At 39.4% G+C, this 13756-nt stretch carries 13 protein-coding genes and 1 tRNA gene; 13 read left to right on the plus strand and 1 reads right to left on the minus strand.

The features are described 5' to 3' along the window. Positions 1-12: 12 nt before the first annotated feature. From scpB to B5D47_RS07545, 7 genes are all read left to right on the plus strand, one after another. Entirely contained in the window at positions 13-558 is a 546-nt protein-coding gene (scpB, locus tag B5D47_RS07515) for an SMC-Scp complex subunit ScpB (protein ID WP_078931218.1), read from the plus strand. After that, on the plus strand, positions 548-1300 hold the full coding sequence (locus B5D47_RS07520; protein ID WP_078931219.1) for a pseudouridine synthase: 753 nt from the start codon (positions 548-550) through the stop codon (positions 1298-1300). The genes scpB and B5D47_RS07520 overlap by 11 nt, the downstream gene beginning before the upstream one ends. Beyond that, complete coding sequence (rpsA, locus tag B5D47_RS07525) at positions 1297-3645, plus strand: 30S ribosomal protein S1 (protein ID WP_078931220.1); 2349 nt, start codon at positions 1297-1299, stop codon at positions 3643-3645. Before B5D47_RS07520 ends, rpsA begins: the two co-directional genes overlap by 4 nt. 9 nt (positions 3646-3654) lie before the next feature. Next, positions 3655-5211: a sigma-54-dependent Fis family transcriptional regulator gene (locus B5D47_RS07530; RefSeq protein ID WP_078931267.1), complete on the plus strand. Its 1557-nt coding sequence runs from the start codon at positions 3655-3657 to the stop codon at positions 5209-5211. A gap of 29 nt (positions 5212-5240) precedes the next feature. Beyond that, complete coding sequence (locus B5D47_RS07535; protein ID WP_078931221.1) at positions 5241-5906, plus strand: tetratricopeptide repeat protein; 666 nt, start codon at positions 5241-5243, stop codon at positions 5904-5906. 51 nt (positions 5907-5957) lie between these two features. Then, the gene (locus tag B5D47_RS07540) at positions 5958-6851 is read left to right on the plus strand and encodes a hypothetical protein (RefSeq protein ID WP_078931222.1); all 894 of its coding nucleotides are present in this window, start codon (positions 5958-5960) and stop codon (positions 6849-6851) included. Positions 6852-6974: 123 nt separating this feature from the next. Further along, positions 6975-7049, plus strand: a tRNA-Arg gene (locus tag B5D47_RS07545). Between the two features lie 46 nt (positions 7050-7095). On the opposite strand, the gene B5D47_RS07550 is transcribed toward B5D47_RS07545, so the two are convergent. Further along, a complete protein-coding gene (locus B5D47_RS07550; protein ID WP_159443508.1) occupies positions 7096-8118 on the minus strand; it encodes a glycosyl hydrolase family 18 protein in 1023 nt (340 codons plus the stop codon). A 454-nt stretch (positions 8119-8572) separates the two neighbouring features. On the opposite strand from B5D47_RS07550, the gene B5D47_RS07555 reads away from it, so the two are divergent. The 6 genes from B5D47_RS07555 to B5D47_RS07580 all read left to right on the plus strand — a co-directional run bounded on the left by B5D47_RS07555 (position 8573) and on the right by B5D47_RS07580 (position 13745). Next, on the plus strand, positions 8573-9574 hold the full coding sequence (locus tag B5D47_RS07555) for a 2-hydroxyacid dehydrogenase (protein WP_078931224.1): 1002 nt from the start codon (positions 8573-8575) through the stop codon (positions 9572-9574). A gap of 71 nt (positions 9575-9645) precedes the next feature. Further along, on the plus strand, positions 9646-9975 hold the full coding sequence (locus B5D47_RS07560) for a hypothetical protein (RefSeq protein WP_078931225.1): 330 nt from the start codon (positions 9646-9648) through the stop codon (positions 9973-9975). Positions 9976-9977: 2 nt separating this feature from the next. Continuing rightward, positions 9978-10706 carry a hypothetical protein gene (locus B5D47_RS07565; RefSeq protein WP_078931226.1) on the plus strand — a complete coding sequence of 243 codons (729 nt, stop codon included), beginning with the start codon at positions 9978-9980 and terminating at the stop codon, positions 10704-10706. Between the two features lie 109 nt (positions 10707-10815). Then, on the plus strand, positions 10816-11427 hold the full coding sequence (locus tag B5D47_RS07570) for a V-type ATP synthase subunit E (protein ID WP_078931227.1): 612 nt from the start codon (positions 10816-10818) through the stop codon (positions 11425-11427). Then, the gene (locus B5D47_RS07575) at positions 11428-11982 is read left to right on the plus strand and encodes a DUF2764 family protein (protein ID WP_078931228.1); all 555 of its coding nucleotides are present in this window, start codon (positions 11428-11430) and stop codon (positions 11980-11982) included. Then, positions 11982-13745, plus strand: a complete 1764-nt coding sequence (locus tag B5D47_RS07580) for a V-type ATP synthase subunit A (protein ID WP_078931229.1) — start codon at positions 11982-11984, stop codon at positions 13743-13745. Before B5D47_RS07575 ends, B5D47_RS07580 begins: the two co-directional genes overlap by 1 nt. The last annotated feature ends 11 nt before the right edge of the window (positions 13746-13756 follow it).

The raw sequence follows: 13756 nt of genomic DNA on the forward strand, positions 1-13756 counted from the left end.
AAATATATAAAAATGGATGTAAATCTCGAAAAAGAAATGGGACTTGTAGAGGCGGTCCTGTTTTTGGACAGCGAGCCTCTTACGGTTGAGTCGATTGCAAGAATTGCCGAGCTTTCGGAAGATGTTATTGAACAGTGCCTTGACGGATTGAAGGAAAAATATTCTCAGGAAAGTTCTGGTGTTGAGCTTTCAAAAATTACAGGCGGCTGGACGCTTACTCCAAAAAAAGAATTTTGGGAAGTTCTAAAAGAACGGTATGGAAATAAAAATGCAGGAAGATTGAGCCGTTCAGCAATGGAAGTTCTTTCGATTATTGCCTATAAACAGCCGATTACGCGTGCGGAAATTGAAGCAATCCGTGGAGTTCCGCCGGATAATATGATTCGTATCCTTCAGGAGAGGCAGCTTGTAAAGGAAGTTGGCAGAAAAGATGCTCCTGGAAGACCGTGTCAGTTTGGAACTACAAAAGAATTCTTGAAATTTTTTAATCTCAATTCAATTGCAGAACTTCCTGCTCTTGACGAGAAAGAATCAGAGAGGTTCGAACTTGCAAGATAATTCTCAAGAAAAAAAACAAATTCGGCTTCAGGCATTTCTTGCACATTGCGGACTTGCAAGCCGGCGTGCCTGCGAAAATATAATTACGGACGGACGCGTGAGCGTAAACGGAAAAATAGTCAATGAATTAGGGACAAAGGTTTCAGAAAATGATGTTGTCTGCGTTGACGGAAAACAGATTTCCCTTGAAAAAAGAAAAATTTACGTTTTATTGAATAAACCTGCTGGCTACGTATGTACTCAAAACGACGAGAAAGACAGACCGGTGGCTGTAGATATTCTGAAAGAAAAATATTCTGAGAGACTGTACAATGTCGGCCGTCTTGATATGTTCAGCCGCGGAGCCATAATTTTTACAAATGATGGAGATTTTGCCGCAAAGTTGAGCCATCCTTCCAGTGAAATCGAAAAAGAATATCTTGTAGAAACCAGTTATCCTCTGCCGGAAGGTCTTGAAAATCGCTTTACGCGCGGAATCCGTGTTGAGGGAATCTTTTACAGGGCAAAAAGCGCGCAGGTTGTAAATTCTCACAAGATGAAGGTTGTCCTTGTCGAGGGTAAAAACCGTGAAATTCGCCGTGTATTTAGCGATGCGGGAGCTGCAATACGAAGCCTTCAGCGTGTCAGAATTGGAAATGTAAAACTTGAAAATTTGGAAGAGGGAAAATTCCGGGAGCTTTCTGAAAAGGAAGTAAAAGAACTTTTGTCTCTTTGCAAAAATAATATTGGGAGCGGAATATGATAATCGCAATGGACGGACCTGCTGGAACAGGAAAATCTACAATTGCATCGTTGATTGCAAAAAAATTAAAAATTACATATCTGAACAGCGGAAGTTTTTATCGGGCGCTTACAATGGCTCTTAATTCTTCTGATATCGATATTTCAGATTCTGAAAAGGTGCTTGAATTCTGCAAAAAACAGAAGCTTGAATATAAAAATTCACGACTTGTGCTTAATGGAGTCGATGTTGAAGACCATCTTCACGATGATGCGGTTAGCGAAAAAGTTGCGCAAGTGTCTTCGATTGTGCCTGTCCGCCATCTTGTAAACGAAAAAATGCAGGAAATAACAAAGTCTCTTGATATTGTCTGTGAAGGACGCGATATGACGACAGTTGTTTTTCCAGACGCTCAGTACAAGTTCTATCTTGACGCCTCGGTAGATGTTCAGGCTCAGCGCCGTTTCGACCAGGGCGTTTCTAATATGACGCTCGAAGAAGTAAAGGCGGCAATTATAAAACGCGATGAAATTGACAGGAATAAAGCTGAGGGAGCTTTAAAACGTGCTCCTGATGCCTTCTACATTGATACATCAAACTTGACTATAGAACAGGTTTGTGCGATAATCTTAAGTAAAATTCAAAACAAAGGGTTTACTATGGAACAGATGGAAGTGGAAAAGGAAGAGACAAAAAACTCTATCCAGACACAATTAGAGGAGTCTCTCAAGAGCTTTATGCCTCTTGAAGATGGTCAGCTTGTTGACGGTACTGTAATTGCAGTTACGGATGAACTTGTATTTATCGATATTGGTGCTAAATCGGAAGGAAAAATTCCTGTACAGGAATTTGCAGGAAAACTGCCAAAACCTGGCGATGTAGTTTCTTGCGTGCTTGTAAAGCTTAACGGACGCAATGGTCCGGAAGTTTCTTTCACAAAAGCACAGTCAAAACAGTTGTGGAAAGATCTCCGCAAGGCTGCTGATGAAAAAACTCCAATTGAAGGAACAATTGAAAAAGAAGTAAAAGGCGGTTTTGAAGTAAACCTCGGTGGCGATATTCGTGCATTCTTGCCAATCAGTCAGTCTGATTCTTCAAAAGTTGAAGAACCGAAAAAACTTATTGGAACAGTTTCAAAATTCTATATTGAAAGACTTTATTCGGATAACAAGGCAAATGTTGTTGTAAACCGCAGAAAGTATCTTGAAGAAATTATCAACAAGGCTCGCGATGATTTCTTTGCAAATACTCAGGTTGGCGACACTGTAAAAGGAACTGTAAAATCATTTACAAGTTTCGGTGCTTTTATCGATCTTGGCGGTTTCGACGGTCTTCTTCATATCAATGATATGAGCTGGGGACATGTAACTCGTCCAAAGGATTTCGTAAAAAAAGGACAGGAAATTGAGCTTAAAGTAATTGCTCTTAATCCGGAAGACAAGAGAATCAACCTTTCTCTCAAACATTTTACTGAAGATCCTTGGGTTCATTTTGAAGATAAATATCATGTAAATGATGTTGTTGAAGGAACAGTCACAAAACTCACAGACTTTGGCGCTTTCATTGCTCTTGAAGAGGGAATTGAAGGTCTTGCTCACATTTCTGAATTCAGCTGGACAAAGAAAGTAAACAAGGCTTCTGATATGGTTCAGATTGGCGACAAAGTAAAATGTATGGTTCTTGGCTATGATATTCAGGCTGGACGCGTTTCTCTCGGTTTGAAACAGGTTACACCAAATCCTTGGGATACAATTTCTGAAAAATATGCAGTTGATTCTGTAGTTCACGGAAAAGTTGTAAAAATCACAAATGCAGGCGCATTTATTCAGCTTGAAGAAGGCATCGACGGATTCCTCCATTCAGAAGATATTTCTTGGACAAAGAAGGTTAAGCATCCTGGCAGCGAATTTGCAGTTGATCAGGAACTTGATGTAAAAATTCTTGATGTAAATCCTGAACAGCACCGTATTACAGTTGGTTTGAAACAGCTTACTGATAATCCTTGGGTGGCATTTGCAGACAAATACCATGTAGGTTCAACTCTTGAAGGCGAAATTACATCAATTACTGATTTTGGTGTGTTTGTAAGAGCTCCAGAGGGAATCGAAGGTCTTGTAAACAAGGCTAACCTCAGCGACGACAAAGATGTTCCTTTTGAAGAGGCTGTTGAAAAATACAAGGTAGGCGACAAAGTTAACGTTTACGTTGTAGACATCAATGTTGAAAGAGAGAAAGTTGCTTTTTCTGTAAAAGATTTCAAAAAAGCTCAGGCTCGTAAAGAAATCAATCAGTATATTTCTTCTGAAGACAATGTTGGCGGTGCTTACACACTCGGCGACATGCTTAACGATCAGAAAAACAATTAGTTGATTTCGATGGGTGAACTTACTTCTCTTACTCTTGAAAAACTTAAAACACTCATCGAAATAAACGGCAGAATAAATTCAAATTATTCAGATGTAAAGGCATTGCTGGTTTATATTCTTGAATCAGCAATGCGTTTGGTCGAATGTGAATCTTCTTCACTTCTGCTTGTAAACAAAGAAGACGGAACTCTTCGCTTTGTTGTTGCCCTTGGACCGAAAGGTGCCGAGGCAAAGAATATAATTGTTGAAAAAAACAGTATTGCCGGTTGGGTTGTTGAAAATAATAAGCATGTAATCGTCAATAATGTGGGGCTTGATCCTCGCTTTTCAGATACGGTTCAAAACAAGACTGGTTATGTAACAAAGACGATGATTGCAATTCCAATGCGCGTAAAAGGACAATGCATTGGTGTTATAGAGCTTATAAACAAGTCTGGTTCACGGGGATTTTGCAATTCTGATTTGGAAATTTTAAATCTTCTGGCAAGCCAGGCAGGAATTGCGTATTTGAACGCAGATTCTTACCGGTCGGCAAAAGATAATTTTTCTGTATTGCAGAATAACATCGTTAGTGGAAGTGATTATCATCCTTTTGTTGCAAAAAGTCCTGTTGTCCTGGATTTGCTTCATGTAATCGATGAGGTTGCGAAGGCGAATACAACAATTCTTATAACAGGCGAAAGCGGTGTCGGAAAAGAGCTTTTCGCGGAACAGATTCATTTGCGGTCAAACAGGGTCGGAAAGCCCTTTTTGCGCGTAAATTGTGCGGCTTTGTCATCTGCGCTTTTGGAAAGTGAATTATTCGGCCATGTAAAAGGTGCTTTTACAGATGCTGTTTCTGACAGAAAGGGAAGGTTTGAGGCGGCAGAAGGCGGAACTTTATTTCTTGATGAAATTGGTGAATTGCCTTTGGAATTGCAGTCAAAACTTCTAAGGGTTTTGCAGAATCACACTTTTGAAAGAGTTGGTTCTAATGAAACGATTTCTGTCGATGTCAGGATCATTGCTGCGACAAACCGTAATCTTGAAAAAATGGTAAGCGAAGGTTCATTCCGTAGCGATTTGTATTACAGGCTGAATGTAATGCCTTTAAATGTTCCTCCTTTGAGGGAACGGAAGGAAGATGTTCTTCCGCTTGCAAAATTCTTTTTGGCAGAATTTGCAAACGAAACAAAAAAGAATTTCGAGTCTTTTTCGGCAGCCGCAGAGAAAGCTCTTTTGGAATATTATTGGCCTGGAAATATTCGGGAATTGGAAAATTCGATAGAAAGGGCCTGTGTTTTGGGTAAGCCTCCGCTTATTCAGACTGAAGATTTAAGAATCAATTCAAATGCTTCCAGTGTTCAAAAAAATAAAACGCAGGATAGTTTTGAAGAGATTGCTGATGAAATTGCGAATCCAGCTGATGGTGACAGAACCTTAAAAACAGCTTTAAATAAATTTAAAACCGCCTATATTAAGAAAATCCTTGATTCTACATCTTGGAATCAGACTGAGGCGGGAAAAATTTTGGGAATCCAGCGGACTTATGTTTCACGATTGCTGAATGAACTTAAAATCCGTTGAATATAAATAAAAAATTTGGAGATAAAAATATGTCTAATGAAGAAGAAAAAACGTCTGTTCTTGGAAAATTCCTTGAAAAAAATATAAAAGTTATCGGCGGTTTGATTGCCGTTTTAATCGTGTTTGTTATTGTTGCAGTAGTCGGATCTTCAATAAAAACAAAGGCTGCTGAGAAGGGACTTTCTCAGGTTGATGCGATTGAATACACTTTCAAAAAAGATGCGGATGATATTTCTGCGGAAGATTTTAAGGCTAAACAGGATGCCGCTCTTTCTGAACTTGAAGCGCTTGCTTCGAAAGGTGGAATTGTCGGTGTAAGGGCAAATATGCTTAAGGCTGAGATTCTTTTTGAACAGAAAAATTACAATGCAAGCCGCAGTGCCTGGTTAAAGGCTGCTGATGCAAAAAAATCGGCCTATACAGCTCCTCTTTGTTATTACAATGCGGCAATTTGTTCTGAAAACTTGAATGATTTGGAAGGCGCTGTTTCTGGTTACGAAAAGGCTATTTCTTCAAAAGATTTTTATCTTATCGACCATGCATATTTTAGTCTCGGTCGCGTAAACGAAGCAAAAGGTGATTTGGAAAAAGCTGTTGCGGCTTATGAAAAAATTGAAGCGATTCATTCTGGTTCAAGATGGGCAAATCTTGCAAAAGACAGGATTATTGCAATCAATTCAACAAAAGCAGAATAATTTGTAACCTGATAAAGGTAAAATAGTTTTTTTATTATGAAAAGTTTCCCTATGGCGAGTAAAATATTTATTACGTGTATTCTTGCCCTTGCGGAAACTTTTTTTGTTTCCTGCGGACTTGAAGATGTAATAACAGTAAATGCCCCGACATCTTTAATCAATAGCCCGCTTTATAGTGGCGATGATTATTTGAAATGGTACGCTTCTTTTAGGGTGAATGAAACTGACCAGCCCGATTCTTTTTCTGGAACTGAAATTTATTATAAAATTTACAATAATTCCAGTGATTTAATCTCCCAGCGAAATTCAATTCTCTCGGTAAACACGAGCAGTAATTCGACAGCCGCAGCCACAAGAATGATCGATACTTATCAATATCAGGTTTTGGGCGCGCATTCTTTTAAGACCGGAAAAACTGTTTCTCAGTCGGTTTTTGTTCCTGCGGATATTCTAAAAAACAGTTTAAATGTCGCTTTTAGGGTAAAAACTTATACAGGAAATGAAAATTACGGAGCTAATGGCGAAGATGTTTCTGATTTTGAGCAATTTCGTGCCTGTATAAAGTTTTCTGGCCGTTTAAGGGCTTTTGTCAATGGTTCTACAGTTTTTGTTGGTTATGATTCTTCTGAAGGCTGGAAATATTTTTCTGGAACTTCGGGTGGTTCTGGAACCGCAGTTGCGTATAATGATATAGATTTTATCGTTCCTGCAAGAAATAATGGAAAGTCATTTGATTTTTTTGACGAGCAGGATACAGATTCAGACGAGAATGTAGAGCCGTCGGAAAGCGATGGTGACTATAAGCATAATGATTCGGCTTCTGCGAGCGATACTTATTATGTCCAGTTTTTTGCGGTTGGTGTTGCATTTGATGGCAGTTCACTTTCAAACGCTTATAGCCTTGTCCTAGATCTTGGTTCTGTTCCGATAATAAAAAATAAATAGCAATTACTGGAAGTGTTTTTCTGGGGCAAAAAACAAAAATTGCCAAAAATTGCTATAAATTTAAAAAATACAGCAAATTGAGTGTTGCAAAAAAAATACAATTTTGATAAAGTAAATAAATACGAGATTGTAGCTCAGTTGGATTAGAGCATCTGCCTTCTAAGCAGAGGGTCGCGTGTTCGAATCACGCCAGTCTCAAAAAGCGTGTAATTCGTTGAGTAGAACGGGATTGCGCGCTTTTTTTTTATTTATTTTCTTCAGTCTCTTTTATTTTTAAGTGCTTCCAGTATGCTTCGTCTTCCTGTCCGATTCTCCAAAAACTCAGGGCTTTTATTTCATTTTCTGCATACATTTTTGTCCTGACAAAAAGGGAAGTTTCATCGTCATAAAAAACCGTGATATTCAGTTTTTTTGTAATTGTAAAACTTGGAACTCCATATTCATCGCGTCTGTGGTTTTTTACCTTGTTTTCTTCCATTATTTTTTGCAGCGTCGGGTAGATGTATGCTTTTCCGCCGAGAGTATCATCTCTCCAGGCTCTTCCGTAAAACGAAAGTCCCATTACAAGTTTTTCCGGAGGAATTTGACTTTTTGCATAGTCTGAAATCTTTTTGCACCAGTCAGTGCTTGCTATCGGACCTGGTTTGCTTGTGGCCCAGTGCTCATCGTAGGCCATTATGATGATTTTATCCGCAACCTTTGCAAGTTTTTCATAATTATAGGCATCTTTTGAAAGAGTCCTTATTCTCGCAGGAATTGCAATAGAAAGTGTTTTTTCGCCAAGTTTTGATTTTAAAATTTTCAAAAATTCAATAAAATTTTCATCATCTTCAGGACTTACAAGTTCCCAGTCAACCTGAAGCCCGTCATAAGTCTTGCTTGCTTCTATTAAATCGTCAATAATTTTGTTTCTGAGCGGAAGTTCTGGTAAAAGCAAAAGGTGGGTTTGCGAGCGCGAGTCGCAGCTTGTTACGAGATGAACTTTTGCCGGACAGTCAGAAAAATATTTTTCCTTAGGAGGGGGCGCCGGCACCTCGCTAAATGCCGAAATTGCTTCTGTAAAATAGCCGATGTCGGTAAGAGGAAGGTCTGGAGTGTATGAATCTTCTCTTTTATAAAAAACATAGCCCCAAAGTTCTTCAAATTCGACTGTCTCGTCTTCAGAAAAATCTTTCTTAAAATCCCCATTTTTTGCCTTTGGTACCGAAGAGCATGAAAACAGCAGAAACAGAAAGAAAAAAATGTTTAATTTAAAAAAAATCTTCATATACACAGGATAACAGAAAAATTTCAAAAAATCCAAAAAATCTTCTTTTTGAATTCGGGTGGCTTTTTGCCTTGCAAAAACCGAGCTTTTCAGGGCTGCGGTTTTCACCTCCGGTATTTTTGCATAGCAAAAACACACGCTTCGCGTCCCTTTCAATCTCTGCCACAAAAAAATGCCGCAAAAAAACATATTTTTGTTACTCTATGCTGACTTAGAATCTATTTCTTGTTATAATCCGCTTAAAAATATTTCAGTTTGCTCAAGCGTTGCTTTCACAAACTGTGATTCTCGCCATCCGTGGCTCGCCGCTAACGCGGTGCTTATTATGGAGGCATGATAAAAATTACATTCCTGTAATTTTTATCATTACAGTTTGTTCAAGCGTTGCTTTCACAAACTGTGATTCTCGCCATCCGTGGCTCGCCGCTAACGCGGTGCTTATTATGGAGGAAATATGATAAAAATTGCTTTTTATGACACTCGTTCGTACGACAAGGATTCTTTTTGCTCTGAAAACGAAAAATTTGGTTTTGAAATTGATTATTTTGATTTTAAATTGACTGAAAAAACCGCGTTCACAGCAAAGAATTTTGATGCTGTTTGTGTTTTTGTAAATGATACAGTCGATTCATCTGTCCTGAAAATATTAAAGGAATGCGGAGTAAGACTCGTCGTTTTAAGATGTGCCGGTTTTAACAATGTTGACCTGTCTGCCGCATCTTCTTTTGGAATAAAAATTGTCCGTGTTCCGGCTTATTCTCCTCACGCAGTTGCAGAACACGCGCTGGCGCTTTTAATGTCTCTTACCCGCCATATTCCTCAGGCCTATTTAAGAACAAAAACCCAGAATTTCAGCATCGAAGGTCTTACTGGCCGTGATCTTTTCGGTCTTACCGCGGGAATTTTCGGTACAGGAAAAATTGGACGGATAATGGCTGGACTTTTAAAAGGTCTTGGCATGAAAATCATCTGTTATGATCCTTATCCAGACGAAAAATGGGCTGAAGAAGAAGGTTTTTCTTATGTCGATGTTCCGACGATTTTTAAGGAAAGCGATGTCTTAAGCTTTCATTGTCCGCTTACGCCGGAAACAAGGCATATTGCAAATCACGATACAATGAAAACTATGAAAAGCGATGCTGTCATCATTAACACAGGCCGCGGCGCTTTAATCGACACCAAAGCCCTTGTTCACGCATTAAAGCACAAGCATATCGGAGGAGCTGCGCTGGATGTTTACGAAGAAGAAAGCGCTTTTTTCTTCAATGACCATTCAACGGAAGTAATAACAGACGACGTTCTTGCAAGGCTTTTAACGTTCCCTAATGTTCTTATAACCGGACATCAGGCGTTCTTAACGACGACTGCGCTTTCAAATATTGCGGAAGTCTCGCTTCAGAATGTTAAGGATTTTGCTGAAAACAAAGAACTCAAAAACGAAGTAAAGATTCTCTAAAAAATCATTTTTTAGTTTTTTGCGCTCCTGCGTTTTGTTGATTTTTATAGGTTTTGGAGTAAAATTAGATTATGGCGATACAACCGATTGACCTTCAGACGATATATTCTCAAATGAGCAACGTTGCAAAAAATGTTGCCCATCAGCAGAACGGAAATCAATTGACGCAGGCAATGCAGGAAAATGTTGCCGTTCAGCAGGAGCAGGAGCGGTTGTCTCAGGTTCACAAAACCGCCGAAAACGAAGCGAACACCAGCCAGGTAAAAGACGAAGGCCATCAAAATAGTTCTTTTCAAAATCAAAAAAATCAGAAAAAAAGTAAGGAAGAAGAACATGAAAAAAAGAAACTGACAGAAATCCGTGAATCTTTTTTGGGACAAAATATTGATATTTCGAGGTAGATATGCAGGGAATTGCAGTTCTGGCATTTATTCTTTGTTGCTTAAATATAACCGGCTGGCTTGTATTTTTAAGAAAATTTAAAAGGCTTTTTACGACCGAAGATATTATTTCTAAAACTCGGCTTGAAGTTACACGGATGATTGAAGATGTAAACCGCACGACCTCAAAAAATCTGGATTTAATCGAGGAAAAAATCAAACAGTTAAAGGCAACTTCGGCTGACGCAGAACGTCATATTGCTGTTGCAAAGTCGGAATTGGAAAAACGCGCTGCTCTGGTGCAATTTAACAGGGCGATTTCTGAAAAATCTGAGGTTTCTCACAAAAATGAAATTCACCCTAAAACTCAAGATCCTTCAGTCTATGGAAGCAAAGCGCCTTACGGAAGAATTTCCGATGCTTTGCAGGCTTCCAGCGTATATCAGATAACTTCAAAAGGTAAAAAAGAAGTTGCAGGCGAGCAAGGCGAATTATTTGAACAGCAGGAAGAAAATTATATAAAGTCGCCTTCCGGAACAAAATTTATGGTCGATAACGAAGGAACAGGCTTTGCTTCAATTCCAAAAATTGGAGAAAATGTCTTTTATTCGGACAACCCGATAAAACCTAAAAAAACAATAAACGAGCAGATAAAAGAACTTTCAGACCGCGGTTACGATATTGAAATGATTGCACGTGAGCTTGGCCTTACAACGACCGAAGTTCAATTTTCGTTGGATATGGGGTTTTAAAAGTTTGTAATCATTAACGCAAAGTTATTTAACGCCGCCAAGTTTTGGTGGTATATTTAAATAGATAGTTTTTTAACTAAAAAAAATTCACAAAAAAAGAGAGGATAGCATGGACACCCACGTTGAAGAACTGATTGACAGAATCAAAAAAGATGGCGTTGCCGTTGCTGAAAGCTCTGCCTCAGAAAAAATTGCACAGGCCCAGAGAGAAGCCGACAAGATTATTCTTGATGCAAAAGAAGAAGCAGAGAAAATTCTTATGCAGGCTAAGGAAGAGACAGCCCGCCTGGAAAAAGCAAGTGAAGATGCCATTAAACAAGCCGGAAGAAACCTTCTTCTGCAATTTAAAGACAGTATTACAAAAGAGCTTTCTGCGCTCATAAAACAGGAAGTTTCGGATTCTTATTCAAAAGATTTGCTGGCAACCCTTGTTCCAGAAGTTGTAAAGGAATGGGTAAAAAACAGTTCTGCTGAAGATATTTCTGTTCTTTTGAACGAAAAAAGCTTAAAAGAAGTTGAATCAAATCTAAAAGCAGCTTTGAAAAATGAAATTTCTGCCGGGCTTACACTGAAAGTTGACAATTCCGTTTCAAACGGATTCCGCATCGGTGTAAAGGATGGAGCAGCATTCTATGACTATTCAGCAGAAGCTGTAGCTGACTTGTTCAGTTCATATTTAAATCCTAGAGTTGCTGCATTGATGAAAGAGGCGGCTAAATAAGTGAGTAATCAGTATTATCTTTTGGCACAACTTCCATCTTTCTCAGTTACTGACGAAAAATCGGTGTTGCCGGTTACAGAAGAATACTTTTATGATCTCTGCTCGCGTTTTCTCGACAAGAAAAGTTTTGAACAGGTAAAACTTCTTTCTTTGACACCTCCGTTAAAAAAAGTTTCAACAGGTTCTGTTTTTCTTGACAAATGGTATGACAGTGAACGAAATCTTCGTTTTGCTTTGGCTCAAATCCGTGCACTTCGCATGAATAAAAAATTCGAAATAGAAAACGAAAGTTTCTCTCCTGATGTGATTCAGGCGGCCCGCACTGCGACTGGAATGGACAGTCCATTGGCTGCAGAGCAGTTCTTGAATCAATACAGGCTGAATCTTTTGGACAGTATTCGTCCTGCCGATGAGTTTTCTGTTGATGCTGTTTATGCCTATGGTTTGCGCTTAAAACTCGCATTAAGAATGAAGATGTTCAATGCAGAGAAAGGTATGGTTTCTTATCATAAAATCTATGATTCAATCCTCAAAGGAGATATGGGAGATAAATAATGACGGATACAAAAGGAAAGGTAGTCGGCGTTAATGGAAACATGGTTTCTGTCGAATTTGACGGAAATATTTCCATGAACGAAGTTGCCTATGTAAAAGTTGATAATTCAAGCCTGAAAAGTGAGGTAATCCGTATCCGCGGAAATGTAGCCCAGCTTCAGGTTTACGAAATGACAAAAGGAATTAAAACCGGAGATGCTGTTGAGTTTACCGGTGATTTGCTTTCTGCTGAGCTTGGTCCTGGACTTCTTGGCCAGGTCTACGACGGTTTGCAGAATCCTCTTCCTTTGCTTGCTGAAAAAGCAGGATGGTTCCTTGAAAGAGGCGTTTATGTAGATCCTCTCGACAGAACAAAAAAATGGGCGTTTACACCAACTGCAAAGCCTGGCGATGTAAAAAAAGCCGGTGAATATATCGGAACTGTTCCAGAAGGTCCGTTCACGCACAAGATTTTTGTGCCGTTCTATTTGCTTGGCTCATACACTGTAAAATCTATAAAACCTGCTGGCGAATATACCCTTGATGACAAGGTCGCTGTTCTTACCGATGAAAATGGAAAGGACGTAGAAATCGGTCTTTCTTTCAAATGGCCGGTAAAACGCGCGATTAACTGCTATGAAGAGCGTCTTGCGCCGACAGAGACAATGGTTACTAAGGTTCGCCTTATCGACACATTCTTCCCTGTTGCAAAGGGCGGAACTTACTGTATTCCGGGTCCTTTCGGCGCTGGAAAAACAGTTCTTCAGCATACAACTTCAAAATATGCAGACGTTGACATTGTAATCATCGCTGCCTGTGGTGAACGCGCCGGTGAAGTTGTAGAAACCCTTACAGAATTCCCTGAACTTAAAGATCCGAAAACCGGAAAATCTTTGATGGAAAGAACAATCATCATCTGTAATACTTCTTCAATGCCAGTAGCTTCGCGTGAAGCTTCTGTTTATACTTCTGTAACTTTGGCTGAATATTACAGACAGATGGGATTGAACGTCTTGCTTCTTGCCGATTCAACTTCCCGTTGGGCTCAGGCTCTTCGTGAAATGTCTGGCCGTCTTGAAGAAATCCCGGGAGAAGAAGCATTCCCTGCTTACATGGAATCTTATATTGCAGCCTTCTATGAACGTGCCGGACAGGTTCGTTTGCCAGACGGTTCTGTAGGTTCTGTAACAATCGGTGGTACAGTTTCTCCTGCCGGCGGTAACTTTGAAGAACCTGTAACACAGGCAACATTGAAGGTTGTCGGCGCTTTCCACGGACTTTCACGTGCTCGCTCAGATGCCCGTAAATATCCTGCGATTGACCCGATTCAGTCATGGTCAAAATACAAAGGCGTAATCGATTCAAGCAAGGTAAATTTCTGCTTTGATATTATGAAAAAAGGCGTTGATGTCGCTTCGATGATGAAGGTAGTTGGTGAAGAAGGAACTTCCCTTGAAGACTATCTTGTTTATCTAAAAGAAGAAATGCTTGATGCCGTTTACTTCCAGCAGAACTCTTTTGATGCAGTAGATGCAAATGCAACTGTTGAACGTCAGAAGTACGACCTTGATAAAATCATTAAAATTCTTGGTTCTTCTTTTGAACTTGCAGATAAAGATGAAGCAAGAACTTATTTTAACCAGTTGCGTCAGAAATTCCTTGACTGGAACTACACAGAAGAGCACAGCGATGCTTTCAAAAAAGTTGAGTCAGAAATCGACGAACTTTATTCATCAAAAAACGGCAAACTTACAGCTCAGGCCGAATCATTGCTTAAGGCTTAAGAAGGACGGTG

Source organism: Treponema berlinense, assembly GCF_900167025.1.
In the GTDB taxonomy this organism is placed as follows: domain Bacteria; phylum Spirochaetota; class Spirochaetia; order Treponematales; family Treponemataceae; genus Treponema_D; species Treponema_D berlinense.

What these genes read in the sequence shown, in the direction of transcription:
- scpB (WP_078931218.1), top strand. Translation starts at nt 13, where the DNA reads ATGGATGTAAATCTCGAAAAAGAAATGGGACTTGTAGAGGCGGTCCTG.
- rpsA (WP_078931220.1), top strand. Translation starts at nt 1,297, where the DNA reads ATGATAATCGCAATGGACGGACCTGCTGGAACAGGAAAATCTACAATT.
- B5D47_RS07530 (WP_078931267.1), top strand. Translation starts at nt 3,655, where the DNA reads ATGGGTGAACTTACTTCTCTTACTCTTGAAAAACTTAAAACACTCATC.
- B5D47_RS07535 (WP_078931221.1), top strand. Translation starts at nt 5,241, where the DNA reads ATGTCTAATGAAGAAGAAAAAACGTCTGTTCTTGGAAAATTCCTTGAA.
- B5D47_RS07540 (WP_078931222.1), top strand. Translation starts at nt 5,958, where the DNA reads ATGGCGAGTAAAATATTTATTACGTGTATTCTTGCCCTTGCGGAAACT.
- B5D47_RS07550 (WP_159443508.1), bottom strand. Translation starts at nt 8,118, where the DNA reads ATGAAGATTTTTTTTAAATTAAACATTTTTTTCTTTCTGTTTCTGCTG.
- B5D47_RS07555 (WP_078931224.1), top strand. Translation starts at nt 8,573, where the DNA reads ATGATAAAAATTGCTTTTTATGACACTCGTTCGTACGACAAGGATTCT.
- B5D47_RS07560 (WP_078931225.1), top strand. Translation starts at nt 9,646, where the DNA reads ATGGCGATACAACCGATTGACCTTCAGACGATATATTCTCAAATGAGC.
- B5D47_RS07565 (WP_078931226.1), top strand. Translation starts at nt 9,978, where the DNA reads ATGCAGGGAATTGCAGTTCTGGCATTTATTCTTTGTTGCTTAAATATA.
- B5D47_RS07570 (WP_078931227.1), top strand. Translation starts at nt 10,816, where the DNA reads ATGGACACCCACGTTGAAGAACTGATTGACAGAATCAAAAAAGATGGC.
- B5D47_RS07580 (WP_078931229.1), top strand. Translation starts at nt 11,982, where the DNA reads ATGACGGATACAAAAGGAAAGGTAGTCGGCGTTAATGGAAACATGGTT.